This is a genomic window from Actinomadura hibisca NBRC 15177 (genome assembly GCF_001552635.1).
GTDB lineage: Bacteria > Actinomycetota > Actinomycetes > Streptosporangiales > Streptosporangiaceae > Spirillospora > Spirillospora hibisca.
The window spans coordinates 264,482-289,404 of the sequence record NZ_BCRO01000012.1; the positions used below are offsets into that span (position 1 = coordinate 264,482).

24 protein-coding genes are annotated in these 24,923 nt (G+C 74.4%); 11 read left to right on the top strand and 13 right to left on the bottom strand.

Going from position 1 to position 24,923, the window contains the following annotated elements; genetic code table 11:
* On the top strand, positions 1 to 321 hold the full coding sequence (locus AH6_RS07385) for a nuclear transport factor 2-like protein (RefSeq protein WP_067475662.1): 321 nt from the start codon (positions 1 to 3) through the stop codon (positions 319 to 321).
* A 218-nt stretch (positions 322 to 539) separates the two neighbouring features.
* On the opposite strand, the gene AH6_RS07390 is transcribed toward AH6_RS07385, so the two are convergent.
* From AH6_RS07390 to AH6_RS07400, 3 genes are all read right to left on the bottom strand, one after another.
* Complete coding sequence (locus AH6_RS07390) at positions 540 to 1,385, bottom strand: NAD-dependent epimerase/dehydratase family protein (protein WP_067475665.1); 846 nt, start codon at positions 1,383 to 1,385, stop codon at positions 540 to 542.
* Between the two features lie 125 nt (positions 1,386 to 1,510).
* Positions 1,511 to 2,890, bottom strand: coding sequence for a sensor histidine kinase (locus AH6_RS07395; RefSeq protein WP_245679217.1), 1,380 nt, complete (start codon positions 2,888 to 2,890; stop codon positions 1,511 to 1,513).
* Positions 2,891 to 2,906: 16 nt separating this feature from the next.
* Positions 2,907 to 3,590 (bottom strand): response regulator transcription factor, encoded by a 684-nt coding sequence (locus tag AH6_RS07400; protein ID WP_067475671.1) that lies wholly within the window; start codon positions 3,588 to 3,590, stop codon positions 2,907 to 2,909.
* Positions 3,591 to 3,705: 115 nt separating this feature from the next.
* Here AH6_RS07400 and AH6_RS07405 point away from each other — a divergent pair, with 115 nt between their 5' ends.
* The gene (locus AH6_RS07405) at positions 3,706 to 4,293 is read left to right on the top strand and encodes a PepSY domain-containing protein (RefSeq protein WP_083982357.1); all 588 of its coding nucleotides are present in this window, start codon (positions 3,706 to 3,708) and stop codon (positions 4,291 to 4,293) included.
* A 185-nt stretch (positions 4,294 to 4,478) separates the two neighbouring features.
* Positions 4,479 to 6,146 (top strand): ribosomal protection-like ABC-F family protein, encoded by a 1,668-nt coding sequence (abc-f, locus tag AH6_RS07410; protein WP_067475677.1) that lies wholly within the window; start codon positions 4,479 to 4,481, stop codon positions 6,144 to 6,146.
* A gap of 41 nt (positions 6,147 to 6,187) precedes the next feature.
* On the opposite strand, the gene AH6_RS07415 is transcribed toward abc-f, so the two are convergent.
* On the bottom strand, positions 6,188 to 6,928 hold the full coding sequence (locus tag AH6_RS07415; protein ID WP_067475681.1) for a ZIP family metal transporter: 741 nt from the start codon (positions 6,926 to 6,928) through the stop codon (positions 6,188 to 6,190).
* Between the two features lie 73 nt (positions 6,929 to 7,001).
* Positions 7,002 to 7,883, bottom strand: coding sequence for a LysR family transcriptional regulator (locus tag AH6_RS07420; protein ID WP_157431319.1), 882 nt, complete (start codon positions 7,881 to 7,883; stop codon positions 7,002 to 7,004).
* Positions 7,884 to 7,973: 90 nt separating this feature from the next.
* Here AH6_RS07420 and AH6_RS07425 point away from each other — a divergent pair, with 90 nt between their 5' ends.
* Positions 7,974 to 9,110 (top strand): MFS transporter, encoded by a 1,137-nt coding sequence (locus AH6_RS07425; RefSeq protein WP_083982359.1) that lies wholly within the window; start codon positions 7,974 to 7,976, stop codon positions 9,108 to 9,110.
* A 66-nt stretch (positions 9,111 to 9,176) separates the two neighbouring features.
* Positions 9,177 to 9,683, top strand: coding sequence for an O-acetyl-ADP-ribose deacetylase (locus AH6_RS07430; RefSeq protein WP_067475687.1), 507 nt, complete (start codon positions 9,177 to 9,179; stop codon positions 9,681 to 9,683).
* Between the two features lie 138 nt (positions 9,684 to 9,821).
* Here the strand turns inward: AH6_RS07430 and AH6_RS07435 are convergent, their stop codons facing one another.
* From AH6_RS07435 to AH6_RS07445, 3 genes are all read right to left on the bottom strand, one after another.
* Positions 9,822 to 10,289 (bottom strand): universal stress protein, encoded by a 468-nt coding sequence (locus AH6_RS07435; RefSeq protein ID WP_067475689.1) that lies wholly within the window; start codon positions 10,287 to 10,289, stop codon positions 9,822 to 9,824.
* A gap of 63 nt (positions 10,290 to 10,352) precedes the next feature.
* Positions 10,353 to 11,144, bottom strand: a complete 792-nt coding sequence (locus AH6_RS07440) for a TIGR03084 family metal-binding protein (RefSeq protein WP_067475692.1) — start codon at positions 11,142 to 11,144, stop codon at positions 10,353 to 10,355.
* A 72-nt stretch (positions 11,145 to 11,216) separates the two neighbouring features.
* Positions 11,217 to 12,881: an AMP-binding protein gene (locus tag AH6_RS07445; protein WP_067475695.1), complete on the bottom strand. Its 1,665-nt coding sequence runs from the start codon at positions 12,879 to 12,881 to the stop codon at positions 11,217 to 11,219.
* Positions 12,882 to 13,024: 143 nt separating this feature from the next.
* Here AH6_RS07445 and AH6_RS07450 point away from each other — a divergent pair, with 143 nt between their 5' ends.
* Together AH6_RS07450 and AH6_RS07455 are read left to right on the top strand one after the other, a co-directional pair.
* The gene (locus AH6_RS07450; protein ID WP_067475698.1) at positions 13,025 to 13,342 is read left to right on the top strand and encodes a DMT family transporter; all 318 of its coding nucleotides are present in this window, start codon (positions 13,025 to 13,027) and stop codon (positions 13,340 to 13,342) included.
* 35 nt (positions 13,343 to 13,377) lie between these two features.
* Complete coding sequence (locus AH6_RS07455) at positions 13,378 to 14,202, top strand: class I SAM-dependent methyltransferase (protein ID WP_083982361.1); 825 nt, start codon at positions 13,378 to 13,380, stop codon at positions 14,200 to 14,202.
* Here AH6_RS07455 and AH6_RS07460 read toward each other — a convergent pair.
* Both AH6_RS07460 and AH6_RS07465 read right to left on the bottom strand, forming a co-directional pair.
* Positions 14,165 to 16,720 (bottom strand): PEP/pyruvate-binding domain-containing protein, encoded by a 2,556-nt coding sequence (locus tag AH6_RS07460; protein ID WP_067475709.1) that lies wholly within the window; start codon positions 16,718 to 16,720, stop codon positions 14,165 to 14,167. The two genes, AH6_RS07455 and AH6_RS07460, sit on opposite strands and share 38 nt — an antisense overlap.
* Before the next feature lie 99 nt (positions 16,721 to 16,819).
* Positions 16,820 to 17,578, bottom strand: a complete 759-nt coding sequence (locus tag AH6_RS07465; protein ID WP_067475914.1) for an SDR family NAD(P)-dependent oxidoreductase — start codon at positions 17,576 to 17,578, stop codon at positions 16,820 to 16,822.
* A gap of 143 nt (positions 17,579 to 17,721) precedes the next feature.
* On the opposite strand from AH6_RS07465, the gene mshA reads away from it, so the two are divergent.
* From mshA to AH6_RS07480, 3 genes are read left to right on the top strand one after another with little or no spacing between them, the layout of a single operon-like run.
* The gene (gene mshA, locus AH6_RS07470) at positions 17,722 to 19,047 is read left to right on the top strand and encodes a D-inositol-3-phosphate glycosyltransferase (RefSeq protein ID WP_067475712.1); all 1,326 of its coding nucleotides are present in this window, start codon (positions 17,722 to 17,724) and stop codon (positions 19,045 to 19,047) included.
* Complete coding sequence (locus AH6_RS07475; RefSeq protein WP_067475715.1) at positions 19,044 to 19,535, top strand: type III secretion system chaperone family protein; 492 nt, start codon at positions 19,044 to 19,046, stop codon at positions 19,533 to 19,535. The genes mshA and AH6_RS07475 overlap by 4 nt, the downstream gene beginning before the upstream one ends.
* A gap of 49 nt (positions 19,536 to 19,584) precedes the next feature.
* The gene (locus AH6_RS07480; RefSeq protein WP_067475718.1) at positions 19,585 to 20,340 is read left to right on the top strand and encodes a phosphoglyceromutase; all 756 of its coding nucleotides are present in this window, start codon (positions 19,585 to 19,587) and stop codon (positions 20,338 to 20,340) included.
* A 71-nt stretch (positions 20,341 to 20,411) separates the two neighbouring features.
* Here AH6_RS07480 and AH6_RS07485 read toward each other — a convergent pair whose 3' ends face one another.
* The 3 genes from AH6_RS07485 to phoU all read right to left on the bottom strand — a co-directional run bounded on the left by AH6_RS07485 (position 20,412) and on the right by phoU (position 23,468).
* Positions 20,412 to 22,106 carry an alpha/beta fold hydrolase gene (locus tag AH6_RS07485; protein ID WP_373861748.1) on the bottom strand — a complete coding sequence of 565 codons (1,695 nt, stop codon included), beginning with the start codon at positions 22,104 to 22,106 and terminating at the stop codon, positions 20,412 to 20,414.
* Positions 22,107 to 22,172: 66 nt separating this feature from the next.
* Positions 22,173 to 22,727: a TetR/AcrR family transcriptional regulator gene (locus tag AH6_RS46530; protein ID WP_067475723.1), complete on the bottom strand. Its 555-nt coding sequence runs from the start codon at positions 22,725 to 22,727 to the stop codon at positions 22,173 to 22,175.
* A 78-nt stretch (positions 22,728 to 22,805) separates the two neighbouring features.
* Entirely contained in the window at positions 22,806 to 23,468 is a 663-nt protein-coding gene (gene phoU / locus AH6_RS07495; RefSeq protein ID WP_067475726.1) for a phosphate signaling complex protein PhoU, read from the bottom strand.
* A 198-nt stretch (positions 23,469 to 23,666) separates the two neighbouring features.
* On the opposite strand from phoU, the gene AH6_RS07500 reads away from it, so the two are divergent.
* Positions 23,667 to 24,899 (top strand): sensor histidine kinase, encoded by a 1,233-nt coding sequence (locus AH6_RS07500; protein ID WP_067475729.1) that lies wholly within the window; start codon positions 23,667 to 23,669, stop codon positions 24,897 to 24,899.
* Positions 24,900 to 24,923 lie beyond the last annotated feature (24 nt).

Here is a 24,923-nt window from a genome sequence, read left to right on the forward strand (position 1 = left end):
ATGAGCCATCACCACCAGCAGCCGAACGATCCCACGGTCAACGCCCTGGTCCAGGCCATCAACGACGGTGACCGGCCCGGCTTCTACGACCTGCTGGCCCCCGACGCCGTGCTGACCGACGACGGCATCGAGCGCGACGTCAAGGACTGGGTCGACAAGGAGATCTTCAACGTCGGCGGGCGCTTCGACATCCAGCGCACCGAGCCCGACGGCTCGATGCTGGTGCGGTTCACCAACGGCCGGTGGGGCGAGATGGACACCCGCTGGCGCTTCATCACCCGCGACGGCAAGGTGGACCGGATCGAGACCGGCCAGGCATGACGCGCCCGCCGACCGCGCGCGTCGGGACCGTTCCCAGACCGGGGCCCAAGGCCTGTCTCAAAGCCCTCAGCGACCTCAGCCGTCGCGCGAGTGCCTAACTGTCCTGGCGGGGCGAAGCCGAAGGCGAGCCCCGCCAGGACAGATCGCGAAGCGATGTGGCACTCGCCCAGGCATGGTCAGGGGGCGAGCCGCTAGGCGAGCCCCCTGGGCCGGGACTTTTAAACACTGTCGTGGTCCATGTCCGCGAAGCCGGTTCGCCAGGAGGCCACCTGCGGCTTCCAGCCCAGCTCCTTAGCCCGCGCGTTGGACACCGCCCGGCCCGTCGCGGCCGCGTGCCGCGCCGTGCCCGGCGCCGGCGCGCCCAGCGCCGCGCTGTAGACCGGCAACCACTCCGCGCTGGTCGCGGGCTCGTCGTCCACGACGTTGACCGGGCCGGACGGCCACTCCAGCGCCGCCAGCGCGGCGGCCGCCGCGTCGCCCACGTGCACGAACGACGTCCACGCCGGGGTCAGCGCGAGGTTCCCGGCCCGCACCCGCTCGGCGATCGCGCCGTCCGGGGCGTACCAGGTGCCCGGCCCGTACAGCGCGCCGTAGCGCAGTACCACGCCGCGCGGCATGCCGGCCACGGCCTCCTCCAGCGCCGCGACGCCGTCGTACGGCGGCAGCGCCGGGTCCAGCGGGTCGGTCTCCACCGCCGGGGTCGCGCCCGGCCGGTACAACCACGCGATGCTCTGCGCGATCATCGTCTCGACGCCCGCCGCCCTGGCCGCCTCGACCAGGTTGCGCGTGCCCTCGACGCGCAACTTCGAGTTGGCGGCGAAGTCCTCGGCGCTCAGGTCGGTGAGCTGGTGGACGATCACGTCCGGGCGGGCGTCGGCGACGGCCGCGGTGACCGCCGCGGCGTCCAGCGCGTCCACCACGACGGGCTCGGCGCCCAGCGCGGCCAGGTCGGCGGCGCGCTCGGTCCGGCGGGTGGTCCCGACGACCTGGTGGCCCGCCTCGGCGAACAACGGGATCAGCTGACGGCCCACGACGCCGGTCGCTCCGGCAAGAAAGATCTTCAAGGGGGAACCTCCACGACTTACACGTCATTGTGGTCGTCTCACGGCAGCATAGTCCCGTATCGGCCCACGTTTCCCTGCTCCGCCGCCCGGTGCGGGCGGTGGATCGGCGCGCCGGGCGCAAACGATCAAGCGGTCCGGCGTGTCGTGGGCAGCCGCGCCTCCAGCAGCGCGCCACCGCCGGGCGCCGCGCCCGCCGCGAGGGTGCCGCCGTGCGCTTCGACCAGGTCACGGGCGATGGGGAGGCCGAGTCCGGCGCCCCCGTCGTCGCGGCCGCGCGCGGCGTCCAGCCGCACGAACCGCTCGAAGATCCTTTCACGGTCGGCGGGCGGGACGCCCGGACCGTCGTCGGTGACGCGTATCACGGCCGTTCCGCCGCTTTCGGACAGTTCCACGCGCACGTAACGGTCGGCGTGCCGGACGGCGTTGTCCAGGAGGTTGCCCAGCACGCGCGCGAGCTGCCCGCGCGAGCCCGCCACCTGAGGCGACGCCTCGACCACCGCCGCCACGCCGGGCCGCCGCCCGGCCTCCTCGCGCACGAGGTCGGCCAGATCGACCGGGCGCGGCTCGGCGGGACGGTCCCCGGCGTCCAGGCGGGCGAGCAGGAGCAGGTCGGCGGCCAGGTGCTGGAGGCGGACGACCTCGGCGGCGAGGCCGTCCACGTCCAGCAGTTCCGGGTGCGCCTGCGCGACCTCCAGCTCGGTGCGCAACGACGCGATGGGGCTGCGCAGCTCGTGCGAGGCGTCGGCGACGAAGTCGCGCTGCCGCGCCACCGAGCGCTCCAGCGCCGCGAGCGTGGTGTTGGTGGTGGCCGCGAGCGCCGCGACCTCGTCCTTCGAGCGGGGGACGGGCACGCGCCGGGCCAGGTCCCCGGCCGCGGTGATCTCCGCCAGCTCCGCGCGGATCGCCGCCACCGGGCGCAGCGCGCGGCGCGTCACCAGCCAGGTGACGGCGGCGACCACCAGCAGCAGCAGGGGGAGGCCGACCAGCATCGTGCGGGTGACGGTGCCGACCGCCTCGCGCTGAGCGTCCAGCGGGGCCCCGGCGTAGACGGTCAGGGTCTCGCCCGAGGGCGCGGTCACCTCCAGGGCGGCGAAGCGCTGGCCGGTGGTGTCGCCGTCCACGTCGGCGGTGCCGGTGGACATGCGGACCTTCGAGGAGACCTGGCCGGGACGGGTCTCGTCGTCGTCATCGTCGTCCCCGTTGTCGGCGGGCTCGGCGGGGGGACGCGCGACGCCGTCCAGGGAACGCAGGTCGGAACCGGCCGCGCGGACGCGTCCGGCGGCGTCCACGACCTGCACCGGGTGGTCCTCGGCGTCCGGCAGGTCGAGCCGGTCGTAGGGCGTGCCGGACGCGATCCGGCTCGCGACCTCGCGCGCGGTGACCTCGGCCTGCAATCCGGCGCGGCCGGTCAGCCCGGCGCGCAGCAGCAGCACGACCGCGACCCCGGCCGCGACCAGCGCGGCGGCGACCACCGCCGTGGCCGCCAGCGTGGTGCGCGCCCGCACCGACCCCGGGCCCACCTCAGCCGCCCCCGCCGTCGGCCGCAAGCCGGTAGCCCGCGCCCCGCACCGTGCTGATCGAGCGGCGGCCGAACGGGGCGTCCAGCTTGCGGCGCAGCGCGCTCACGTAGACCTCGACGATGTTGGGGTCGCCGTCGTAGGCCATGTCCCACACGTGCTCGATGATCTGCGTCTTCGACACCACCAGCCCGGCGTTCACCGCCAGGTGCTCCAGCACGGCGAACTCCTTGCTGGTCAGCTCGACCTCCACCCCGCCGCGCCGCACGCGCCGCGCGGCCGGATCGACGGTCAGGTCGCCCAGCACGATCGCGGGGACGCCGCCCCGGGTACTGCGGCGCAGCAGCGCGCGCACGCGCGCGAGCAGCACCATGTACGAGAACGGCTTGGTGATGTAGTCGTCCGCGCCGGTGTCCAGCCCCTCGGCCTCGTCGTGGTCGCCGTCCTTGGCGGTGAGCATCAGCACGGGGGTGTCGTCACCGGCGGCGCGCAGCTCGGCGCAGACGCGGTAGCCGTTGAGGCCCGGCAACATGATGTCGAGGATGATCAGGTCGTACTCGTTCTCGAAGGCGCGGTCCAGGCCGGTGGCGCCGTCGTGCGCCACGTCCACCGCGAAGCCCTCGGCGGCCAGCCCCTTGGCCAGGGACGCCGCGAGCCTGCGCTCGTCCTCCACGATCAGCAGCCGCATGCCGTCCAGGCTGCCAGAACGAACCTGAAGCCGCCTTCAGGGAGCTTCAGCTCCGCTTCAGGACGGCCGGGGAGGCTGGAGCCGTCCGAGACCGGAACCGAGGAGGGACCTTCCGATGAGATCAGTGCTGACCGGCCGCCGCCTGGCCGTGACCTTGGCCGTGGGGGCCGTGCTGGCCGCCGGCGGGGCCGCCACCGCGTACGCGGCGCAGGACGGCGAGGGCGCGGACCGCCCGCCCACCGTCAAGATCACCGCGGAGGCGGCGGCGGACGCGGCGCTGAAGGCGTCGCCGGGCCGGATCGGTGAACTGGACCTGGACGACGACGAGGGTAAGGCCGCGTGGAGCGCCGACGTGCTGGCGGCCGACGGGTCCCGGCACGAGGTGCGCATCGACGCCGACAGCGGCAAGGTGCTGGGCTCGGCCAAGGACGACGCCGAAGCCGACGGCGATGACGAGGACGGCGACGACTCGCCCGCCCAGGCCAAGGCGCTGAACGATGCCAAGGTGACGGCGGCGCAGGCGGCGACGTCCGCGCTCAAGACCGCCCCGGGCGTCGTGACGTCGGTGGACTTCACCAGCGCGAACGGCCAACCGGCCTGGTCGGTGGAGGTCGTCGGCAAGGACGGCGGCGAGCGCGACCTGACCCTGGCCGCGACGGACGGCCGGGTGCTGGGCAACGTGCTCGACCGGGACGACGACTGATCGAAGCCACGAGATCGCCCGGCCATCAGGCCGGGCGATCTTTTTTTGGATTGCCCCTTGACGAGACGAAACGTCTCGTCTAACTTATGGGACATGTCCTTCCTGTGATCCCGCCGCGCCGAGTGCGCCGCAGCCGCTAGTACGACCCCGATCGGCCCTCGCGCCGGGAACAGGAGCAGCCTTTTATGCGCACCCCGCCATCCCAACTCGCCCTCGCCGGAGTGACCCGCCGCTACGGCGACCGCCTCGTCCTGGACCGCGTCTCCCTCACCGTCAAGCCCGGCGAGAAGGTCGGCGTCATCGGTGAGAACGGCTCGGGCAAATCCACCCTGCTGCGCCTGATCGCCGGTCAGGAGCAGCCCGACAACGGCGACGTCACCGTGCAGGCACCGGGCGGCATCGGCCACCTGGCGCAGACGCTGGACCTCCCGGCGAACGCGACCGTGGCCCAGGCGATCGATCTGGCCCTCGCCGACCTGCGCGCCCTGGAAGCACGCCTGCACCAGGCCGAGGCCGCCCTGGCGGAACCGGCCGACGAGGCCGCCCTCCAGGCGCGGCTGGCCGGGTACGACGCGCTGCTGACGGAGTTCGAGACGCGCGGCGGCTACACCGTGGACGTGCGCGTGGACGCCGCGCTGCACGGCCTGGGGCTGCCCGCCCTCGCCCGGGACCGGGAGATCGGAACCCTGTCCGGCGGCGAGTCCTCGCGGCTCATGCTGGCCGCGACCCTGGCCGGAGCGCCCGAACTGCTCCTGCTGGACGAGCCCACCAACGATCTCGACGACGCCGCCGTGGCCTGGCTGGAGGACCACCTGCGGCGGCACCGCGGCACCGTCGTCGTGATCACCCACGACCGCGCGTTCCTGGACCGCGTCATCACGACCATCCTGGAGGTGGACCATGTGACCCGCGGCGTCCGCCGCTACGGCGACGGCTACGCCGGATACCTCGCCGCGAAGGAGGCCGAGCGCGCCGACCAGCTGCGGCGGCACGAGGAGTGGGCCGCCGAGGTGGCCCGGCACGCCGGGCTCGCCGAGACCGGCGGCCGGTGGCTGGCGTCGATCTCCCGCAAGGGGCCGGCCGCGTTCAGCGGCGCGGGCGCGCACCGGGCGCGGTCGTCCTCGACGGGCACCGCCAACCGGGTGCGCAACGCCAACGAGCGGTTGCGGCAGCTCCACGCCGCTCCCGTCGCCGCCCCGCCCGACCCGCTGCGCTTCACTCCGGACGCGCTGGCGGACGACCGGGCGGACGGCGGCGAGGGGCCGGTCGCCGAGCTGCTGGGCGTCCAGGTGGGGGACCGGCTGGATCTCCCGCTGTTCCGCCTCGAACGCGGCGAGCGGCTGCTCATCACCGGCCCGAACGGGGCGGGCAAGAGCACGCTGCTGCGCGTCCTGTCGGGCGAGCTGCGGCCGGACGCGGGGCGGGTCAGCCTGCCTGGCAGGGTCGGCCTGCTGCGGCAGGACGGCATGCCGGGACGCGCGGACCAGACCGTCCTCGCGGCCTTCGCGGCCGGTCGTCCGGGCCCGCCCGACGACCACGCGGACGAGCTGCTCGCGCTCGGCCTGTTCGAGCACGGCGACCTGCACCGCCGCGTCGGAGCGTTGTCGATCGGGCAGCGCCGACGGCTGGAACTGGCGCGGCTGGTGTCCCGTCCGGTGGACCTGCTCCTGCTGGACGAGCCCACCAACCACCTGTCGCCGACGCTGGTGGACGAGCTGGAGGAGGCGCTCGCCGCCTTCACCGGCACGCTCGTCCTGGTCACCCACGACCGGCTGATGCGCCACCGCTTCACCGGCTCCCACCTGGAGCTGCGCGGCGGCCGGATCACCGAGCTGGCGTGCCAGGCGTCATAACCCCCGAGGGGGCCGGTCCCGTCCACGACGGGACCGGCCCCTCAGCTCATCGAGAGGGCGAACGCGGTGAGGAAGCCCGCCACCGTGATCAGCCCCGTCCACAACCGGGCCTTCTCGAACGCCTCGGGGATCATCGTGTCCGCCACCATCGTGAGGATCGCGCCGCCCGCCAGCGCCGTGATCCCGGCCTGTACGCGCGCGGGCGCGTCGCCCAGCGCCCCGTAGCCCAGCATCGCCGCCGCCGCGCTCACCAGCGCGATGCCGCCCCACAACCCGAACACATACCCCTTGCTCCGGCCCGCCTGCCGCATCCCCGACGCGCTCGACAGGCCCTCCGGCACGTTGCTGATGAAGATCGCCGCGACCGTCGTGGTGCTGACCGCGCCGCCGCCCAGCAGGCTGATCCCGATCACGATCGACTCGGGCACGCCGTCCAGCAGCGCGCCCAGCGCGATCGCGCCGCCCGAGCCCGACTGCTCCTCCTCCGACGGCTGTTGCCCGCCCGAGCGCTTACGGTGCTGCGCGCCGCGCCGCGCGAGCACGGCGTTGGCCCCGGTGTAGACGGCCGCGCCGCCCGCCGCGCCCAGCGCCGTCGCGGCGAGGCCGCCCTGTTCATGCGCCTCGGCGAACAGCTCGAACGCCACCGCCGACAACAACACCCCGCTGCCGAACGCCATCACGCCCGCGACCACCTCGGCGCGCACCTTCACCAGGTAGCCGACCAGCGCTCCCAGCACGAGCGCCGATCCGGCCAGCAGCCCCCACAGGCCCGCCTGAAGCATCGATCCGCGCTCCTCGTCTTCGAATCCCGCTGACCGCTACCCGCCCCGACCAGCGGAAAACCCGAAAAGACGATCATTCGGACAGGGCGCGCGCGAACGCGTCCAGCCGGGCGGTCGCATTGCCGGGCGGCCAGACCAGCGTCAGCGCCGAGTCGGGCAACCCGGCGACCGGGATCGCGGCGAGGTCCTGGCGACGGTGGTAGCGGGCCGTCGCCGCGCACAACAACATCCCGCCGCGGTTGACGGCGGCCATCGTCAGCCCCTCCTGGAGCGTGGCGACCTCTGGCCCGCGCGGGATCGGACGGCCCCGCGGCGTGGCGGCGGGGGCCTGCGCGTCCCGCCAGTAGCGCGGCGCGGGCCCGGTGACCCCGATCAGCGCGCATCCGGCCAGCTCCTCGGCCGTGATCGACTCCCGGCCCGCGAGCGGGTGGCGGCTGGAGACCACCAGCGTCTGCGGCTCGACGGAGAAGACCGGGCCGCTCGTCAGCCCCGCCTCCCGCACCGGCGTCAGGACGATCGCCGCGTCCAGCTCCCCGCGCAGCACACCGCCGAACGGGTCGGACAGCGGCAGTTCGACCGCCTCCACCACGCATCCCTGGTGCTTCTCCTGGAACGAGGTGACCAGCGCCAACAATCGTTCGTTCAGCGTGCCCGCGAACCCGATGCGCAGCACGCCCGTCACCCCGCGCGCGTCCTCGCGCGCCCGCGCGAAGGCGTCGTGCAGCGAGTCGTAGGCGGGCCGCAGATCTGCCAGGAAACGTTCGCCGAGCGGGGTCAGCCGGACGCGACGGCTCGTGCGCTCCACCAGACGTCCCCCGACGCGGTTCTCCAGCGCGCGCAGAAGCTGGCTGATCCGCCCCTGCGAGACGTACAGGCGGTCGGCGGTACGGCCGAAGTGCAGTTCCTGGCTGAGCGTCAGGAAACACTCCAGCTCCCGCAGGTCCAGACCGGTCACGAGTCCTCCGCGCATCGATGAGCCTGGCTAATCCAAGGATGCGACCTTCGCCGTTGTTCCGGCACCGGGCCCGCCCGGAGGCTGGGAAGCATGAAAACGATCACTCGCACGCCTTTGGCGGGCTGGCTGGCGGTGGGCGCGGTCGCGACCGCGACGTTCTCGGTGGTGACGAGCGAGATGTTGCCGGTCGGCCTGCTGACCGCGATGGCGGCGACGTTCGGCGTCTCCACCGGGACCGCCGGGCTGGCGATGACGCTGCCCGGCGTCGTGGCGGCGGCGGCCGCGCCGCTGCTGGCGGTGGCGGCCGGGCGGCGGGACCGGCGGCCGGTGCTGGTCGCCCTGGTGGCGCTGCTGGCGGCGGCCGACCTGGTGTCGGCGGTCGCGCCCGGGCTCGGGCTGTTCCTGGCCTCGCGGGTGCTGGTCGGGGTGGCGATCGGCGGCGTCTGGGCGATCGCGGCCGGGCTGGCGGTCCGGCTGGTGCCGGAGCGGTCGGCCGGGACCGCCACCTCCATGATCTTCAGCGGGATCGCGGTCGCGTCGGTGCTGGGCGTGCCCGCCGGGACGCTGGTCGGCGGCCTGGCGGGCTGGCGCGCCGCGTTCGGGGTGATGGCCGCGCTCGCGGCGGTCGTGGCGATCGCGCTGGCGGTGCTGCTGCCGCCGCTGCCGGTGGACGAGCCGGTCCGGTTGCGGGAGGTGCCGGGGCTGCTGCGCGAGCGGCGGGTGCGGGCCGGGCTCGTGGTCACGTTCCTGCTGGTCACCGGGCACTTCGCGGCCTACACCTACGTGCGGCCCGCGCTGGAGCAGGTGGCGGGGGTCGGCGCGGGCCTCGTCGGGGCGCTGCTGCTGGCCTACGGCGTCGCGGGCGTGGCGGGCAACTTCGTCGCGGGGGCCGGGGCCGCCCGCAGCCTGGACCGCACGGTCCTGGCGATCAGCGGGGCGCTGGCGGTCTCGATGGCGCTGCTGCCGCTGTCGGGCCCGGTCGCGATGGTCGCCTGGGGCCTGGCCTACGGGGGCGTGTCGGTGACGTTGCAGAGCTGGTTGTTGCGCGCCGTGCCGCGCGCCCCGGAGGCGGGGTCGGCGCTGTTCGTGGCGACGTTCAACATCGCGATCTCGCTGGGCGCGCTGGTCGGCGGGCGTGTCGCCGACGGCGCGGGCGTCGCGGGGGTGTTGTGGACCGGCGGCCTGCTGGCGGTGCTCGGCGGGATCGCGGTGGCGCGGGCCCGGTGAGGGCGTTTACGGTCGGCTCGCGCGGAGCAGGTTCCCAGTCCGGCGGGTGAGGGAGAGAGCGGGGTCATGGAGATCACTCTGGTCCAGGGCGACATCACGCGGCAGGACGTGGACGCGGTCGTGAACGCGGCCAACTCGTCGCTGCTGGGCGGCGGCGGGGTGGACGGCGCGATCCACCGCCGGGGCGGCCCGGCGATCCTGGAGGAGTGCCGCAAGCTGCGCGCCTCGCACTACGGCGGCGGGCTGCCGACCGGGCAGGCGGTGGCGACGACCGGCGGGAACCTGCCCGCACGCTGGGTGATCCACACCGTCGGCCCGGTCTACTCCGCGACCGAGGACCGGTCGGCGCTGCTCGCCTCCTGCTACCGGGAGGCGCTGCGCGTGGCCGACGACCTGGCGGTCTCCTCGGTCGCGTTCCCGGCGATCTCGGCCGGGATCTACGGGTGGCCGATGGACGACGCGGCGCGCGTCGCCGTCGGCACCGTCCGCGCCACGCCCACGAAGGTGGCCGAGGCGCGGTTCGTGCTGTTCACGCCGGAGGCTCACGCGGCGTTCGAGGCCGCGCTCGGCTGACGGTCACGCGGCGGGGGTCCGCGCATCGCCGGGCCGCGCATCGCCGGGCCGCGCGTTGGCGGGCCGCGCGTTGGTGGACCACGCGTCAGCGGGCCGCGCGCTGGCGGTCCGCGCGTTGGCGGGCCGCGCGGCGGCGGGTCACTCGTCGTCAGTGGGCGGGACGATCAGCATCGGCCGCCGGGCGTGGTGCAGGACGCGGTCGGACACGCTGCCCAGCAGCACCGACTTGGCCCCCGACAGGCCGCGCGAGCCGGTGACGATGAGCGAGGCGTCCACGTCGTCGGCCGCCTCCACGATGGCGGGCCAGACCGCGCCGCTGCAGCGCTCGGCGCGCGCGGTCGCCTCGGCGAGCCCGGCCTCGCGGGCGATCCGCACGCCCTCCTCGGCGATCTTCTGGGCCTGCTCCTCCTCGGCCCACTGCTCGCCCCGCTCGTCCACCACGGCGGGCATCGCGCCCACGCCCGCCAGCGGGGCCCACGCGATCTGCGTCAGCAGGGGTTCCCAGACGGTGAGGACGACGGCGGGCTCGGGCTTGAGGTGCCGGGCGGCGTACTCGATGGCGGTGCGGGCGTCGGCGGAGCCGTCGAAGGCGATCAGGATGGTCATGACGTGGACCTATCCATGATCGGTACCGGTTTAACACGCCCCCGGCCGACAGTGCGCAACCTCTCAGTGCCCGGCGGCGGGCGAACGCCCCGTCCCGGGCGGCCCCGCGAACGCCTGCGCCAGGTCCAGCCAGCGGTCGGCGTCCGGCCCCTGCGCCGTCAGGGCGAGGTCGGCGCGGTTGCGGCGCTGGGTGACCAGCAGGCAGAAGTCCAGCGCGGGCCCGGTGACCGACTGCGGCCCGTCGTCGGGGCCCCAGGTCCAGACCTCGCCGTCCGGCCCGGTCAGGATGACGTGGAAGGGATCGGTGGGCGGCTCCAGGCCCCGGTTGCGGTAGGCGAAGTCGCGGGTGCGGACGCCGATGTGCGCGACGTGCCGCAGCCGGGCCGTCGGTTCCCGCTCGACGCCGAGGGCGTCGGCGACGTCCTGGCCGTGCGCCCAGGTCTCCATCAGCCGCGCGGTGGCCATGGACGCCGCGCCCATCGGCGGCCCGAACCAGGGCAGCTTCGCGCCCGGCGCGACCTCCGCCAGCGCGTCCAGCACCTTGCGCCGCCCGGCGCGCCAGCCCTCCAGCAACTCGGCGGGCGGCTCGGCGGCGCCCTCGGCGGCCCCGGCCTCCACGAAGCCGTCGGGGTCGACGAGCGCGGCGGCCAGCACGGAGTCGAACGCCTCCGGGCCGGTGGCGGCGGCGAGGGTCTGCCGGTCGGTCCAGGCGAGGTGGGCGACCTGGTGCGCGATCGTCCACCCGGCGGCGGGCGTGGGCGTGGCCCAGCCGCCGGCGGGCAGCGGCGCGACCAGGGCGTCCAGCGTGTCGCCCTCGGCGGCCAGGTCGGACAGCAGCGTGCTGAGATCGGGCATGACGCCAGCATGTCCGGTGCAGTGGATCTTGTACAGCACTCGGCAGAACCGGATTCGGCCAGCGTCGTGCCACTACAGCGGGGCCGCCCCGCCCACCGGCTGGCCATTCGCCGCCTTGCCCGCCGACCGGGCCACGACGGCGCGGGCGGCGGCGTAGTCGGCCTTCCCGTTGGGCAGGCGCAGGCTCCCGGCGGCGCGCAGGAACGCCTTGGGGATCTTGTAGCGGGCCAGGTGGGCGGCGCACCCCTCGCGCAGCTCGGCGTCCGAGACGGGCCCGGCGGTCTGCAGCACCGCCACGATCTCGGTGCCCCACCGCTCGCTGGGACGGCCCACCACCAGCGCGTCCGCGACGCCCGGCAGGCCGCGCAGCACCGTCTCGACCTCCTCGGCGAACACCTTCTCGCCGCCGGTGTTGATCGTGGTGGCCTCGCGGCCGTGCACCTCCACCGTCCCGTCGGCCAGCAGGCGGGCACGGTCCCCGGCCACGACCAGGCGTTCGCCGTCCACGGTCAGGAAGGTGGCGGCGGTCTTGGCCGGGTCGTTCAGGTAGCCGAGCGGGATCGCGTCGCCGCCCTTGGCCAGCCAGCCCATCTCGTCCTCGCCGGGGAAGAGGCGGCGGGTGCGGTCGGCGCTGACGACGGCCGTGCCGGGCGCGGCGGCGAAGGTGCGCGCGCCCGCCCCGTTGCGCGTCACCTGGAAGCCGGTCTCGGACGAGCCGAGCACGTCGACGATGCGGGCGTGCGGGAGGAGTTCCAGCAGCCGCGTCTTAACGCCGGGGCTGATCCCGGCGGCGGAGTTGAGCATCGTGCGCAGCGCGGACAGGTCGTGGGAGCCGTGTTCCAGCTCGGCGAGGATCGGCCGGGCGAACGCGTCGCCGACCAGCGGGACGCGGGTGACGCGCTCGCGCTCGGCGGTGCGCAGCAGGTCGGCGGCGTCCAGGCCGTCCACGACGTCGGGGAAGACCACGCACGCGCCGCCGCACCAGCCGCCGAGCGCCGACCAGGTCCCGGCCCCGTGCATCATCGGCGGCCCGACCAGCACGCGGTGCGCGCCGCGCGTGGCGCGCTCGACGGCCTCGGCCAGGTCGGTGATGGGGGTGTTGTCGCGGCGGCGCAGGCCGAGCGGCCCGATCATGAGGTCGCCGATCCGCCACAACACGCCCTTGGGCAGGCCGGTGGTGCCGCCGGTGTAGAGGATGTGCAGGTCGTCGGGGCTGGGGCGCACGTCGAGGGGATCGGCGGAGGCGGCGGCGAGGGCGGCCTCGTAGTCGAGCGCGCCGGGCAGGAGGTCGGCCCCGGACCCGTCGGCGACCTGGAGGAGGAGCGCGGGCGGCCGGTCCAGGCGGCGCACGACGCGGTCGATGGCGGCGGCGAAGCGGCCGTGGAAGATGATCGCGCCGGGACGGGCGTCGCCGAACAGTTGCGCCAGCTCGTCGTCCACGTACCGGTAGTTGACGTTGAACGGCGCGACCCGCGCCTTGTGCGCGCCGAGCAGCCCCTCGGCGTACTCGGGCCCGTTGTGCAGGTAGAGCGCGAGGTGGTCGTGCGGCGATTCCCAGGGTTGCCCCGATTTACTGCGGAGCCCAAGACCGTGGGCGTGCAGGACGTGGGCCAGCCGCCGGGACCGTTCGGCCACCTGCGCCCAGGTGAGCCGCCGGTCCCGCCAGACCAGGCACTCGCGGTCGGGGATCGCGGCCGCGACGGCCTCGTGCAACGTCGCCAGATCGAGCCGGGGCATCGGCGCTCCTTCCGGGAGGGACGCGGAAGGATCACCGTAACCGAACGCTTACCGAATCTCGTTCAGCGGGGGGCGCGGGATTGCCGCCGCGCGCGGCGGGAAGATCCACAACACCCCCTGGCCGGTCACGGAAGGGGAGTGCGATGGTCTGGCTGATCCTGGCGTTCGCGGGCTTGATGGAGACGGTCTGGGCGGCGGCGCTGGAGAAGTCCGAACGGTTCACCCGGCTCTGGCCGACGCTGCTGTTCCTGGTGGCGCTGGCCGCCAGCATGGCCGGACTGGGGCACTCGCTGCGCGAACTCCCGCTCGGCACCGCCTACGCCGTCTGGGTGGGCATCGGCGCGGTCGGCACCGTCGTCTACGGCATGCTCTGGCTGCACGAGCCCGTCACCACGGCCCGCGTGATCTGCCTGCTGATGATCGTGGGCGGCGTCGTCGGCCTCAAGGTGCTCACGTCCTGACCGGAGCCCGCCGGTGAGCGGCGACAATGAACGCCATGGCCCGCACGCGCAACAAGCCCCAGGGGGAGGTCACCCGGGGCACCACCAACCCCAACCGGCTGCGCCGCGTGGACCGGTGGATCGCCGCCACCCAGGCCGGGGCGCTGCGCAGCGCGGACCGGCCGCTGGCGATCGACCTCGGCTACGGCGCGTCCCCGGTGACGGCCGTGGAGCTGTACGCGCGCCTGCGCGCCGTCGAGCCGAGGCTTGAGGTCGCGGGCATCGAGATCGAGCCCGACCGGGTCGCGGCGGGCCGCGCCTTCCTGGAACGCTCCGGCGACGCCTATCCCGGCCTGTCGTTCCTGCGCGGCGGCTTCGAGCTGCCCGTGGACCGGCCGCCCGTGCTGGTCCGCGCCTTCAACGTGCTGCGCCAGTACGACGAGGCCGCCGCCTGGCAGGCATGGGAAGGGTTGTGCTCGCGCCTGGCCCCCGGCGGCGTGCTGGTCGAGGGCACCTGCGACGAGATAGGCCGCCGCGCCGTCTGGGTCGCCCTGGACCGCGACGCGCCGCGCACCATCACCTTCGCCGCCCACCTGCCGACCCTCGGCCGCCCCTCCGAACTGGCCGAACGCCTGCCCAAGACCCTCATCCACCGCAACGTCCCCGGCGAGCGCGTGCACACCCTGCTCGCCGACTTCGACCGCTGCTGGGCCATCGCCGCGCCCCAGTCGGTGTTCGGCCCCCGCGCCCGCTGGACCGCCGCCGTGACGCTGCTCGCCGACGCCCACCCCGTGCTGCTCCGCCCCCCGTTCGGCGGCCGGGCCCGCTGGCGGCTCGGCGAGGTCACCCTGCCGTGGTCGGCTGTCGATCCACGGTCCTGACCAGCCGCACCGCGCCCGTCGCGCCGTCCACCCGCACGTGGTCGCCGGTCCGCAGCCGCATGGTGGCGTCGCCGGTCCCGACGACGGCGGGCAGCCCCAGCTCACGGGCCGCGCCCGCCGCGTGCGACAGCGGCGCGCCCACGTCGGTGACCAGCGCGGCGGCGCGCGGGAACAGCGGCGTCCAGCCGACGTTGGCCACCGGCGCCACCAGGATCTCGCCCGGCCGCAGCGCGCCGCCCTCCTCGGGGGAGTGCAGCACCCGCACCCGGCCCTCGGCGGTCCCGGCCGACCCGGACATGCCGATGATCGTGTCATCGTCCCGGGGCGGCGTCCCGGGCCCGTGGTAGTCGGTGCGGCGGCCGGGGTCGGTGGCCCACGCGAACGGGTCGAACGGCCCCCGGACCAGCGCCGGGTAAACGGGCAGCGTCCGGTACCGCAGGTTGACGCGCCGCCGCGCGGGCACCTCGGCCAACGCCTCCTCCCGCCCTCGCAGCACATCGACGACCTCTTCGATGTCCAGGAAGAACAGGTCGGAGCCGTACCCGGTCATCTCCCCGGCCCGCAGCACGAACGCCCGCATCACCCAGAACACCCGCGCCGCCTCCGACCGCGCCGCGTCCCGCAGGTGCGCCGACCGCGCCCAGCGCCCCACCTTGCGGCGCGTCGCGGCCACCTTCGCCGGATACCGGACGCGGAAACGCTCCCAGGCGGCCCGGTTCTCGTCCCGCCGCAGGTCGCGCAGCGCGGCCGCGTCCCGGCCCGCCTCGCCCAGCGCCATGAGCTGCCGGTCGATCCAGCCCGGGTCCTCGGCCGGGCGCGGCATCGCCACCTCGAACTCGTGCGCCCCGCGATGCCCCCATTCCCGCAGGTAGGCGGGGCGGTCCAGGGTGCCGTGGGCCAGCCGCGCCAGGCCCACCACCGGGCCGACGGCCGCCAGCTCCGCTTCCCCGAGCACCGCGCGCGCCGTTCCGGCGGCCCCGGCAGGCACGCGCAGGCCGCTGAGCATCGCGTCGGCGTCGTCCGGGCCGACCAGCTCGGCCAGCTCGGCGCGGACACCGGCCGGGCCGCCGGGCACGGCCGCCAGCATGTGCCCCGCCTCGGTGACCAGCGACCGCAGCGCGTCGCGCCACAGCCGCGTCAGTTCCTCGGGGTAGCGGGCGTGCTCGATCCGCTGCCGCAGCGCGGCGCATCGGCTCGGCGACGAAGCCAGGAAGTCCGGCAACTTCCGCCGCTCGACCACCGAGCGCACGGCGGCCGGAAGCGCCGACGCGGCCGGACGCTCGCGCGACACGGCCACATCCGCCGGAAGCCTGCCGTAGAGCTGCTCCAACGTCTCCTGACGTGTGAACGCGGCGGCCTGGCCGAGGTTCAGGTAGAGGCGGCCGCCGATGGAGCCGAACGCCCCGTCGCCCGGCATCGCCGCGCCGAGCATCCGTTCTACCAGCGACCAGCTCAGCGGCGTCAGCACGTCCGGCGCGGCCTCGCCCAGCTCCGCCCGCGTCCAGAGGTGGTCGCCGTCGAGACCGTCGTCGCGGCCCAGGGCGTCGCCGTGCGCGTCGCCGGTGGCGGGCGGCCCCAGCTCGGGCTGTCCGGCCGGGGTGAGGGGCCGTACCTGCAAGATCCACGGCCCGTCCCGCCATGCCCACTCCACGGTCGCGGGCCGTCCGGCCAGCTCCTCGATCCGGACCGCGAGCCGCGCCAGCTCGGCCGCCTGGTCCGGCGGCAGCGCGGGCCGGGCGCGCAGCTCCGGCGGCACCGGCTCGATCTCCCCGGCGTCGGAGGTGCGCTCGGCCTTGTCCGCGACCGACTGCGTGAGGATCGTGCCCGACGCCTTGTCCAGCACCAGCAGGTCCGGGTCGTCGCGCTCGCCGACCACCGCGCCGCCCAGCCCCCAGGAGGCGCTGATCACGACCTGGTCGGCCGCGCCGTCCACCGGGCCGGAGGTGTACATCAGGCCGGAGACGTCCGAGGCCACCATGTTCTGCACCACGACCGCCACCGCCGCGTCGGCGTGCCGCAGGCCATGCTCGTAGCGGTGGGCGATGGCGCGCGCCGACCAGAGCGACCGCCAGCAGCGCCGCACCGCCTCCAGCAGCTCGGCGTCGCCGCGCACGTCCAGGTAGGTGTCCTGGCGCTCGGCCGACGGGTCCGGCACGTCCTCGGCGGAGCCCGACGGGCGGACCGCCACCGCGTGGTAGCGGTCGCCCAGGTCGGCGTAGGCCCAGCGGATCGGCCCGGCGATCTGGGTCGGCAGCTCGTGCTCGGAGAACAATTCCGCGACCGCCCGCTCGGCCTGCTCGGGCGTGCTGTGGGTCAGCAGCGCCAGGATCTTGTCGCCGAGGCCGCCGCGCTCCAGGTAGTGCCGGTAGGCCCCGGCCGTCACCAGGAACGCGGGCGGCACGGGCAGGCCCGCGTCCACCAGCCGCGACAGCGTCACGCCCTTGCCGCCCGCCAGCGCGGGATCGACGTCGGCGCCGTCCAGCGGCAGGACGTACATCCGCTCCCAGTCATCGGCCATCAGCCGGCTCCCCCCGAACGCGCACCCCCGTCCGGGGTCGCCACCTGGGGGAATACCCGGAGCGCCACCAGATGATCCCTACGGAGCCGGATCGCCCGCCTATACCCGGTGCAGCTTGTACGGGGCGGCCTGCACGCGCGGCTGCACGTCGATCCGGTCGATGTTCACGTGCGCGGGACGCGTCACCGCCCACGCCACGCAGTCGGCCACGTCGTCGGCCACCAGCGGCTCGGGCACGCCCTCGTAGGGCTTGGCGGCCTTCGCCTCGTCGCCCTTGAAACGCACCAGCGAGAACTCCTCGGTCTTGACCAGGCCGGGGGCCACCTCGGTCACCCGAACCGGTTCAGCCACCAGCTCCAGCCGCATGACCTCGTTCACCGCGTACGCCGCGTACTTGGCCGCGTTGTAGCCCGCCCCGCCCTCATAGGCCACGTGCGCGGCCAGCGAGGTGATGTTGACCACGTGCCCCGCGCCACCGGCGACCAGCTTGGGCAGCAGCGCCTTGGTGACGCGCAGCAGCCCCAGCACGTTGGTGTCGTACATCGTCTGCCAGTCGGCCGGGTCGGCCTGCGCGACCGGCTCCAGGCCCACCGCGCCGCCCGCGTTGTTGACCAGCACGTGGCAGGAGTCCAGCGCGTCCGCCAGCGCGTCCACCGACGCCTGGTCGGTCACGTCCAGCGTGACCGCCACGACCCTGCCCGCGCCCGGCACGTTCTCGCTGATCTCCTGGGCCAGGTCGTCCAGCCGGTCGCGGCGGCGGGCCGCCAGCACCACGTTGAACCCCTCGGCCGCCAGGCGCCGCGCCGTGGCCGCCCCGATACCGCTGCTCGCTCCGGTGATTACCGCCGTCTTCCGCATGGCCACAGCCTCCCAGGTCGCCCCCGCGCCGCTGGTCGCGGCCCTGGTGAGGTCGATCACGCCGCGCGGGCCCGATGGTTGCGCCCTGTCGTGCGGGAACACCCCAGGGTGTCGGTAGGTTGCATGAGCGGAGGTGGTGTCCGGTGTCGCGTCGTATCAACCGGGTTGCGACGATCAGTGTTCATACCTCGCCCCTCGACCAGCCGGGCACGGGCGACGCGGGCGGCATGAACGTCTACATCGTCGAGGTCGCCAAGCGCTTGGCCGCGCGCGGCGTGGAGGTCGACATCTTCACCCGCGCGACCTCGCGCGCCCTGCCGCCGGTCGCCGAGCTGGCCCCCGGCGTGCTGGTCCGCAACGTGATCGCCGGGCCGTTCGAGGAGCTGGACAAGGGCGAGCTGCCGCGCCAGCTGTGCTCGTTCACCTCCGGCGTGCTGCGCACCGAGGCGTCCTACGACCCCGGTCACTACGACCTGCTGCACACCCACTACTGGCTCTCCGGCCAGGCCGGATGGGCCGCCAAGCAGCGCTGGGGCGTGCCGCTGGTGCACTCCATGCACACCATGGCCAAGGTCAAGAACGCCGCGCTCGCCGAGGGCGACAAGCCCGAGCCCGCCGACCGCGTGCTGGGCGAGGAGCAGGTCGTCGCCTCGGCCGACCAGCTCGTCGCCAACACCGCCGAGGAGGCCCGCGAGCTGATCGGGCTGTACGGCGCGCACCCCGCCCGCGTCGCGACCGTCAGCCCCGGCGCCGACCTCGGCGTCTTCCAGCCCGAGTCGCCGCTGATCGCCCGCAGCACCGGGCTGCTGCCGCACCGCACCGGCCCCGCCCGCCGCCGCCTCGGCCTGCCCCGCGACGCCTACGTGCTGCTGTTCGTGGGCCGCATCCAGCCGCTCAAGGCCCCCGACGTGCTGCTGCGCGCCGCCGCCCACCTGCTGCGCCAGGACCCCTCGTTGCGGTCCCGGCTGGTGGTCGCCGTCGTCGGCGGCCCCTCCGGCAGCGGCCGCGCCCGGCCCGAACAGCTCCAGCGCCTGGCCGCCGAGCTGGGCATCTCCGACGTCGTCCGGTTCGAGCCGCCCGCGCCGCAACCGGTGCTGGCCGACTGGTACCGCGCCGCCGACGTGACCGTCGTCCCCTCGCACAACGAGTCGTTCGGCCTGGTGGCCGTCGAGTCGCAGGCGTGCGGCACCCCGGTCGTCGCCGCCGCCGTGGGCGGGCTGCGCACCGCCGTCCGCGACGGCGAATCCGGCCACCTCATCCGGGGCCACGACCCCGCCGACTACGCCGCCGTCCTGCGCCGCCTGCACGACGAGCCCGGCCTGCACGCCCGCCTCGCGCGCGGCGCGGTCCGGCACGGCCGTGCCTTCGGCTGGGACGCGACCGTGGACCGGCTGCTGGAGGTGTATACCGGGGCGATGGCACAACCGGTCGGCATTCCTGCCCAGGTCACAGCGGAGGTCCCAGCATGAGCAACCCCGTCGAGGTCATCGAGGAGACGCTGCGCGCGGCGGAGCTGGAGTACGACAGGCCGCGCGAGGGCGCGTTCTTCGTCAAGCTCCCCGGCCAGCACAAGCTCGCCACCATGACCTGGCTGATCGTCGGCGACCACAGCCTGCACGTGGAGGCGTTCTTCTGCCGCCGCCCCGACGAGAACCACGCCGAGTTCTACCGCTTCCTGCTGGAGCGCAACGGCCGCATGTACGGCGTCTCGTTCGCGCTGGACGAGGTCGGCGACGTCTACCTCGTCGGCCGCGTCCCGCTCGCCTCGGTCAGCCCCGACGAGATCGACCGGCTGCTCGGCTGCGTGCTCACCTACTCCGACGAGAACTTCGACAAGGCCCTGGAGCGCGGCTTCAAGACCTCCATCCAGAAGGAGTGGGACTGGCGGGTCAAGCGCGGCGAGAGCCTCGCCAACCTCCAGGCGTTCGCGTCGTTCGCCGACCCCGCCAACCGCTGACCACCCGTCCTCGCGGGGCCGCCGGAAGGGCCCGATAAGCTCTGGTGCCATGGCGACCCTGGTATTGCTCCGGCATGGCGAAAGCGTGTGGAACGCGGAGGGACTGTTCACCGGCTGGGTGGACGTCGACCTGTCCGCGAAGGGGGAGAGCGAGGCGACCAAGGGCGGCGACCTGCTGCTCGACGCCGACATCACCCCCGACGTGGTGCACACCTCGCTGCTGAAGCGGGCCATCCGCACCGCCAACATCGCGCTCGACGTGGCCGACCTGCTGTGGATCCCGGTCGAGCGCTCCTGGCGGCTGAACGAGCGCCACTACGGCGCGCTCCAGGGCAAGAACAAGGCCCAGACGCGCGAGGAGTTCGGCGACGAGCAGTTCATGACCTGGCGCCGCTCCTACGACATCCCGCCGCCGGCGATCAAGGACGACGACCCGCTGTCGCAGGTCAACGACCTGCGCTACGCCGGGCTGCCGTCGGAGCTGATCCCGCGCACCGAGTGCCTGGCCGACGTCGTGGACCGCCTGCTGCCCTACTGGTACGACACGATCGTGCCGGATCTGGCCACCGGCAAGACCGTCCTGGTCGCCGCGCACGGCAACTCGCTGCGCGCCATGGTCAAGCACCTGGACAACGTCTCCGACGACGACATCGTCGGCCTGAACATCCCGACCGGCATCCCGCTGGTGTACGAGCTGGACGACGACTTCGCCCCGCTCAAGCGCGGCGGCGAGTACCTCGACCCGGCCGCCGCCAAGGCCGCCATCGAGGCCGTCAAGAACCAGGGCGTCGGCAAGAAGAAGTAACCCTCTCCACCTGCGCGGACTCCTCGGTCCGCTCGCGCGTTCGGCGCGGGCGGGCCGGGGAGTCCGTGGTTTCAGGCCCCGGCGATGGCGCGGGCCGTCTCCTCGGGGTGGGTGAGCTGCGGGTAGTGCCCGGCCCCCGCGATCACGGCGGTTCCAAAGGGCAGGGCGTGCACGGCGGGGTCGGTTTCGCCGGTCACGACCGTTACCGGCACCGTCACCTCGGCCAGCGCCCGCCGGAGCGCGGCATGCTCGGCGGCGGCTCCGTGCACGGCGGCGGCCGTCCGGCGGGCGACGCCGGAACGGCGCAACGACGCGACCGCGCTCTCCACCGCCTCCCCGGGCGGGACGCCGAGCACGCCTGCCAGCCGGGTGGCCGACGTCCGGCGCAACATCACGGCGGTCAGCGCCGCAGGCTCGCGGCGGGCGGCCGGGGCCAGCAGGAACGGCGGCGCGACCAGCACCAGGCCCCTGATCCGCTCGGGATGGCGCGCTGCGTACCGGACGGCGGGGCCGCAGGCGTAGGAGTGCGCGGTCAGCAGCGGACGGCCCTTCACCGGGACCAGCAGCTCGGTCAGCCAGGCGTCGAGCGGGACGTCCACCGGGCCGGAGCGTCCGAGGCCGGGCAGGTCGGCCGCCAGAACGGGGCCGTCGAGATGCCGGACGGTCTCCGCCCACGAGGTGCCGTCCAGCGGCAGCCCATGCAGCAGGACGTGCTCAGGGGCGTCACGATCACCTGCCAGCCAGGTCCGCCCGCCCGCGACCTCCTGGAAGCCGTACGGGCCTTCCGGCGCGACCACCGCACCGAAGCGAGTCGCGACCAGGTGGTCCGCCCAGTCGCGCAGCGCCTGCTCGACCGGCGGCGCTTCCAAGCCCCGCGCGCGGGCGAACTCGTTCGCCGGACCGGTCGGGTAGCGGTCGGTGGACAGGAACGACAACGTCTCGGGGTCGGCGTTGGTCAGGGAACGCGGCAGCGCCCGCACCAGCGACACCGGGACGTGCCGGCGCGGCGCGCGCACGCCCAGATGTTCGGCGAGCAGGCCCAGCAGCCGGGGAAGTTCGGGCGTCGCGTCGTCCAGCACCCAGTAGTCCTGCCCGGCGGTCTCCGGCGCGGTGGGCAGCTCGGCGAGGAAGCGGGCCAGGTAGCCGAGTTCGACGACCGGCACGAAGGTGTCGGGCCCGCCGGGCACTGCGGGTAGCCGTCCCCGCCACAGTTCCTCCGCCATCGAGGACAGGCCAATGTACTGGCCGGGACCGATGACAGCGGACGGGTTCGCGATGGTCGTCGGCACGCCCAGTTCGGTGGCGCGGCGGCGGACGGCGGCGTCGCCCTCTCGCTTGGACTCCTCGTACGCGCCCAGCCGCGTGCCGGGCCCGTCCGTCCCCGCCACCCGGTAGCCGCTGAGGTGCACCAGGCGGCGCGCGGCGGGGAGGGCGGCCGTCCAGTCGAGGACGTTCAGCGCGCCGGTGACGTTGAAGGCGCGGGCCTCGGCGGGGTCGAGGCCGAAGGCGTAGCGGGCCGCGCAGTTGTAGACGTCGCGGACCTCGGGCAGCGGGTCCAGGCCGAGCCCGGAACGGGTGATGCCGGCGGTGACGACGGTCAGCGCGCGCACGTCGGCGTCCTGGGCGTCCAGCCATGCCAGCAGCGGCGCGGCCGGGCCACGGACGGCCGCCGCGACGCGGTGGCCGCGCCGCAGCAGTTCCGCGACGAGCGCGCGGCCGATGAACCCGGCCGCGCCGAAGACTACGGAATCGGGGGACAAGAGCACCTCACTTAATAGACCGGTCTACATATTTTGAGATCCGCAAGGAACAGCGTCACGACGCGCACGGAGTCAGAGCAGCAGGGCGATCGTCCGGGCGGCCTTCTCCAGCGGCTCCCGGCTGTGGTGCGCCCGGGAGAGCATCAGCGCTCCCTCGACCAGCGCCAGCACCGACGAGGCCGTCTCACCCGGCGCGGGATGCCCCTCGGCCTCCAGCAGCGCGGCGAGCCCGTCCTCCCAGGACCGGTAGACCTCCGAGCAGGCCCGCTGCAACGCCGCGTTCTCCGCCGCCGTCTCCAGCGCGACGGTGGCCACCGGGCAGCCCTTGCGCCACCCGGAAGCCTCCATCCGCTCGCCCAGGACCTCCAGCAGGCCCGTCAGCAACCCGGCGGCGTCATCGGCGGGCAGCTCGCCCAGCAGCCGTGAGATCTCCGCGCCGCCCTGCCGCACCGCCTCCTCCACCAGTTGGTCCTTGCCGCCGGGGAAGTGGAAGTACAACGACCCCTTCGGCGCGCCGCTGGCCGCGATCACCTGGTTGAGCCCGGCGGCGGAGCAGCCGCCGGACTCGATCAGATCGAGCGCCGCCGCCACCAGCCGGGCCCGGGTCTGCTCGCCCTTCTGTCCCATCTCGCCAAAGTAGACCGGTCAACATATTTTCTCAACCGGCCGTGCCCCGGGAACCCACGGGCTCCCGGGGCGGCGGGCTCAGGACGCGTCGATGATCTCCTGGGGCCGCTGCCCGGTGACCAGGTACACCACGTTCTCCGCCACCACGACCGCGTGGTCGGCGAACCGCTCGAAGTAGCGCCCGGCCAGCGTGATGTCCACCGCGGGCTCGACCCCGTGCTTCCACTTGGGCGACAGCAGGATGTCGAACAGCTTGCGGTGCAGCCGGTCCATCGCGTCGTCGTCGGTGTCCAGCTCCAGGCCCATCTCCACGTCGCGCGAGGCGATGACGCTGCCGGCCTTGGCCACCATGCGCTCGGCGATCTGGCCCATCTCCAGCACGGTGGACTGGAGCTCGGGCGGCACGGCCGACTCGGGGTGGCGGCGGCGCGCGGTCTTGGCGATGTGCACCGCGAGGTCGCCCATGCGCTCCAGGTCGCCGCTCATCCGCAGCGTGGTGATCACCGTGCGCAGGTCCCCGGCCACCGGCTGCTGGCGGGCCATCAGCTCGAAGACGGTCTCCTCGATCTCGGTGTCGATCTTGTTGACGTGCTCGTCGGCGCTGATCACCTCCTCCGACAGCCGCAGGTCGGCGTCCAGCAGCGCCGTCACCGCGCGGGCCATCGCGGAGCGGACCAGCCGGGTCATCTCCACCAGCTTGTCGGAGAGGGCGTCGAGATCCTCGTGGTAGGCGTCGCGCACTGGGAATCCTTGCCGTGGTCGGGGGCGGATGTGCCGGAAGGGGGACGGGGGCGGCGTCCCGGACGGACTCGCCCACGCCACACCCTGCCTGACCGGCATGAACTGTCCCGGAGAACAAGGTGAACTTTGGGCGAACGCGACGCGCTTATGTCCCCCCATGGTGCAGGAACGCACCGATTCCCACCTACGATCCGAAGTGTGGAGGTCGAGATTGTCGCGGCCCTGACCGGGCTGGCTGGGCTCGCGATCGGGCTCGCTACTGGATTGGCGGTACGTGTGAGCGAGCGGGCCCAGCAGGTCGTGACCCCGGCCAAGCCGCAGGGCGGCCTGCCCCCGGGCATCGCCTCGGTGCTGAGCGTGCTGCGCTCGTCGGCCGTGGTGGTGGACGCCGAGGACCGGGTGGTGCGGGCCAGCTCCGCCGCCCGCGCCTTCGGCATGGTCAGCGGCGACCGCCTGGTGGCCGACGAGCTGCTGGCGCTGGCCCGGCTGGTCCGCCGCGACGGCGAGATCCGCGAGACCGAGGTGCAGGTCGGCCCGTCCCGCGGCCGGGTCCGCGCCGAGGGCCGCTGGTTCGCCGTGCGCGTCGCGCCGCTCGGCTCGCACGGCCTGGTGCTGGTGCTGGCCGAGGACCTCACCGAGATGCGCCGGGTGGAGGCCATCCGCCGCGACTTCGTCGCCAACGTGAGCCACGAGCTGAAGACGCCCGTCGGCGCGCTGGCGCTGCTGGCCGAGACCGTCGAGGGCGCCGCCGACGACCCCGAGGCCGTGCGCCGCTTCGCCGGGCGCATGCAGCACGAGTCGGTGCGGCTGACCAGCCTGGTCCAGGATCTGATGACGTTGTCGCGGGTGCAGGGCGAGGAGCCGCTGCCCGAGCTGCGGCCGGTGGCGCTGGACGAGGTCGTCGCCGAGGCCATGGACCGCGGCCAGATCAAGGCCGCCGCCAAGGCCATCGAGATCACCAGCGGCGGGGAGGCCGGGCTGAAGGTGCGCGGCGACGCCGAGCTGCTGGTCACCGCGTTGCGCAACCTGATCGACAACGCCGTCGCCTACAGTCCCGAGGGCACCCGCGTGGTGGTGGCCACCCGCCGCACCGACGACGCCCAGGTGGAGGTCACCGTCACCGACCAGGGCATCGGGATCCCCGAGCGGGACCTGGAGCGCGTCTTCGAGCGCTTCTACCGCGTGGACCCCGCCCGCTCCCGGCAGACCGGCGGCACCGGCCTCGGCCTCGCCATCGTCAAGCACGTCACCACCAAGCACGACGGCGAGGTCACGGTCTGGAGCCAGGAGGGCTCCGGCTCCACCTTCACCGTCCGGCTCCCGCTGCTGCACCCCGCCGGCCCGCTCGCGCCGCCGGTCACCGGTCCCGGAGTGCCGCCGGTCAACGGACCCGCGGGCACGCCGCCCATCCACCCCACCCCCGGCGCGTGATGGGGGACCGCAGGGCCCCGCGCC

What these genes read in the sequence shown, in the direction of transcription:
- AH6_RS07385 (WP_067475662.1), top strand. Translation starts at nt 1, where the DNA reads ATGAGCCATCACCACCAGCAGCCGAACGATCCCACGGTCAACGCCCTG.
- AH6_RS07400 (WP_067475671.1), bottom strand. Translation starts at nt 3,590, where the DNA reads ATGCGGCTGCTGATCGTGGAGGACGAGCGCAGGCTCGCGGCGTCCCTG.
- AH6_RS07405 (WP_083982357.1), top strand. Translation starts at nt 3,706, where the DNA reads ATGAGATCAGTGCTGACCGGCCGCCGCCTGGCCGTGACCTTGGCCGTG.
- abc-f (WP_067475677.1), top strand. Translation starts at nt 4,479, where the DNA reads ATGCGCACCCCGCCATCCCAACTCGCCCTCGCCGGAGTGACCCGCCGC.
- AH6_RS07415 (WP_067475681.1), bottom strand. Translation starts at nt 6,928, where the DNA reads ATGCTTCAGGCGGGCCTGTGGGGGCTGCTGGCCGGATCGGCGCTCGTG.
- AH6_RS07425 (WP_083982359.1), top strand. Translation starts at nt 7,974, where the DNA reads ATGAAAACGATCACTCGCACGCCTTTGGCGGGCTGGCTGGCGGTGGGC.
- AH6_RS07430 (WP_067475687.1), top strand. Translation starts at nt 9,177, where the DNA reads ATGGAGATCACTCTGGTCCAGGGCGACATCACGCGGCAGGACGTGGAC.
- AH6_RS07435 (WP_067475689.1), bottom strand. Translation starts at nt 10,289, where the DNA reads ATGACCATCCTGATCGCCTTCGACGGCTCCGCCGACGCCCGCACCGCC.
- AH6_RS07440 (WP_067475692.1), bottom strand. Translation starts at nt 11,144, where the DNA reads ATGCCCGATCTCAGCACGCTGCTGTCCGACCTGGCCGCCGAGGGCGAC.
- AH6_RS07445 (WP_067475695.1), bottom strand. Translation starts at nt 12,881, where the DNA reads ATGCCCCGGCTCGATCTGGCGACGTTGCACGAGGCCGTCGCGGCCGCG.
- AH6_RS07450 (WP_067475698.1), top strand. Translation starts at nt 13,025, where the DNA reads ATGGTCTGGCTGATCCTGGCGTTCGCGGGCTTGATGGAGACGGTCTGG.
- AH6_RS07455 (WP_083982361.1), top strand. Translation starts at nt 13,378, where the DNA reads ATGGCCCGCACGCGCAACAAGCCCCAGGGGGAGGTCACCCGGGGCACC.
- AH6_RS07460 (WP_067475709.1), bottom strand. Translation starts at nt 16,720, where the DNA reads ATGGCCGATGACTGGGAGCGGATGTACGTCCTGCCGCTGGACGGCGCC.
- AH6_RS07465 (WP_067475914.1), bottom strand. Translation starts at nt 17,578, where the DNA reads ATGCGGAAGACGGCGGTAATCACCGGAGCGAGCAGCGGTATCGGGGCG.
- AH6_RS07475 (WP_067475715.1), top strand. Translation starts at nt 19,044, where the DNA reads ATGAGCAACCCCGTCGAGGTCATCGAGGAGACGCTGCGCGCGGCGGAG.
- AH6_RS07480 (WP_067475718.1), top strand. Translation starts at nt 19,585, where the DNA reads ATGGCGACCCTGGTATTGCTCCGGCATGGCGAAAGCGTGTGGAACGCG.
- AH6_RS46530 (WP_067475723.1), bottom strand. Translation starts at nt 22,727, where the DNA reads ATGGGACAGAAGGGCGAGCAGACCCGGGCCCGGCTGGTGGCGGCGGCG.